Raw genomic sequence first — 2,324 nt, 5'->3', positions numbered from 1 at the left:
CGGGTCCACATCCGCTCCATCCCGAACGCCGGCGCGGCGAGCTCGGGCCAGGGCAGCGTCAGGCCCGGGTAGCCGGCGGCCACCCACCAGCGCTCCTGCGGCCAGTACGCGGCGAGGGTGTCGTCATGGAACCGGCGCACCACCGCATCGATCGCCGGCGCCACCGCGCACAGGGCGTAGCCCCAGACGGCGAGCACGCCACCCGGGCGCAGCACCCACTCGACCTCGCGGAAGAACGCCGCGGTATCCAGCCAGTGAAGGCCCTGGGCGACGGTGACGGCATCCACGCAGGCGGCGGTCAGCGGCACGGCCTCGCCGCGGGCGACCACCGGCAGGACAGTCCCCGCGGGCATGGCCGCGAGCTGGCGTTGCGAGAGGTCGGTGGCGATCACAGCCCCGAAATGACGCGCCAGCCCCGCCGACGCCTGGCCGCTGCCCGCCGCACAGTCCCAGGCCGCGTCCCGGCGCTGCGTCTGGTCGGCGAGCCAGTCGAACAGCCCGGCGGGATAGTCCGGGCGCGCGCGGGCATAGTCGCCGGCGTGGCCGCCGAAGTGGTCCCGGTGGTCAGCCACCGAGCCGGGCCTGCAGCCGCGCCGCGTCGACCACGGCGTGACCGTCCTGGTCGTTGTTGAAGAACGCCCAGACCGCCCGCCCGGCGTCGCGCTCGGCGGCCAGCCAGGAGGCCCAGTCGTCCAGCTCGGCGTCGGTATAGCCGCCGCCCTCCCCGGCGCCACCATGCAGACGCAGGTACACGCGAGCGGCGGTCGCCACCCGCGGGTGACCGGCCAGAGCGTCGTGCACGCACAGCGCGGCGTCGCGGCGCCGGAGCACCCCGAGGACCTCGTCGGTAAGCCAGCGCTCGTCCCGGAACTCAACGGCCCACGGCCACGCCGGGGCGGCGGCTAGAAAGGCGTCCAGACGCTCCGGCACCGGCCGCCAGCGCGGCGGGAGCTGCAGCAGCACCCCGCCGAGCGCCCCGCCCAGGGCCTCCGCCACCTCGGCGAACCGGGGCAGGCTCGCCTGCGGCTCGCGCAGGCGCTTGATGTGGCTGCCGTAGCGGCTGAACTTGAGCACGAAGCGGAAGCCCTCCGGCACCTGCTCCCGCCAGCCCGCCACGGTCTCCGGCTTCGGGAGGCTGTAGAAGGTCCCGTTGATCTCCACCGCGGGGAAACGCTCCGCGTAGTAGGCAAGCCGCCGGGTACGCGCCAGCCCCGGCGGGTAGAAACGTTCCCGCCAGTGGTCGTAATCGTAGCCCGAGGTGGCAATATGGACGTCCGCCGTGCTCATCGCAGCGCCGGGCCCCATTCGGGCTCGTGGCCGCGCCCTGACAGCCAGTCGAACAGCGCGGGCCCGGTTCCGTGGGGCCACGGGCGCACCCGCGCGGGGGCCAGGCAGCGGATCTCGGCGAGCTCCTCGCCGGCCTGGGGTTCGCCGGTGAGCGGCACGTGATAGGCGATGAGGAGCTGGTTGTTACGGTAGTAGGGATACAGGCCCAGAAATCCCGCTGACGCCCCGGCGACGCACAGCTCCTCGTCGATCTCGCGGAGGACGCCCTCCTCGGGGGTTTCACCCGGCTCCAGGAAGCCCGTCACCAGCCCGAACCGCCCCTCGGGCCAGCCCCGGTTGCGCGCCAGCACCACCCGGCCGTCCGGGGTCTCCGCGATGGCGGCCACTACCGGCACCGGGTTATCCCAGAACACGAAGGCGCACGCGTCGCCGGGACAGGCGAGACGCGGCACGCCGCCGACCTCGCGGCGCACCAGCGCCCCGCCGCACTGGGGGCAGTACCGGCGTCGCTCCTCGCTCATGCCCGCATTGTAGGCGCGTCCGCCGCGGCATTGGAATCCGGCGGCGCGGGCAGCATCGCCATGAAGGCCCTCAGGGCCGCCGAGCACGCCGCCTCCGGCGGGGCCACGAACCGGGTGACGACCTCGGCCACGTTCCCGGGCAGCGTCAGGCCGTGGACGCCCAGCCGGGGCCCGCGATCCGCGACCACCGCGGCGGGCAGCATGGCGTAGCCCATGCCCGCGGCGACGCAGCCGAGCATGGCATCGACGGTGCCGAACTCGAAGATCCGCGCCGCCGGCACCCCTTCTCCGGCCAGGAAGAGCTCGATGCGCTGACGGTAGCTGCAGCCCTGGCGGAAAGCCATGAACGCGCTGCGCGCAAGCGCGCCCGCGTCGGGCACGCACTTCTCCGCCAGGGGGGCGACGAGCACGAGCCGTTCCTGGAAGACGTCCTGTACCTCGTGACCGGCGAGCGGCACGTCGCCGGCCACGAAGGCGCCATCCAGCGTTCCGTCCGCGAGCCCGGCGAGCAGCTCG

General features: G+C 74.1%; 4 protein-coding genes. All 4 read right to left on the bottom strand.

Annotated features, from left to right (window positions below):
• The coding region (locus tag G7A99_RS18240; RefSeq protein WP_163142853.1) for a class I SAM-dependent methyltransferase at positions 1-572 on the bottom strand (572 nt) is incomplete at its 3' end.
• A complete protein-coding gene (locus G7A99_RS18235; protein ID WP_163142850.1) occupies positions 565-1,287 on the bottom strand; it encodes a DUF72 domain-containing protein in 723 nt (240 codons plus the stop codon). The genes G7A99_RS18235 and G7A99_RS18240, both read right to left, overlap by 8 nt.
• Positions 1,284-1,808: an NUDIX domain-containing protein gene (locus G7A99_RS18230; RefSeq protein ID WP_163142847.1), complete on the bottom strand. Its 525-nt coding sequence runs from the start codon at positions 1,806-1,808 to the stop codon at positions 1,284-1,286. The genes G7A99_RS18235 and G7A99_RS18230 overlap by 4 nt, the downstream gene beginning before the upstream one ends.
• Positions 1,805-2,324 (bottom strand): LysR substrate-binding domain-containing protein (locus G7A99_RS18225; protein ID WP_240466340.1); only part of this gene is annotated, 520 nt, incomplete at its 5' end. The genes G7A99_RS18230 and G7A99_RS18225, both read right to left, overlap by 4 nt.

This window comes from Arhodomonas sp. KWT (genome assembly GCF_010993615.1).
Note: the sequence above shows the minus strand (reverse complement) of the source record. Positions and strands in the feature narration are given on the sequence as shown.

Coding starts and splice junctions, on each gene's coding strand:
- G7A99_RS18235 (WP_163142850.1), bottom strand. CDS start 1,287: ATGAGCACGGCGGACGTCCATATTGCCACCTCGGGCTACGATTACGAC.
- G7A99_RS18230 (WP_163142847.1), bottom strand. CDS start 1,808: ATGAGCGAGGAGCGACGCCGGTACTGCCCCCAGTGCGGCGGGGCGCTG.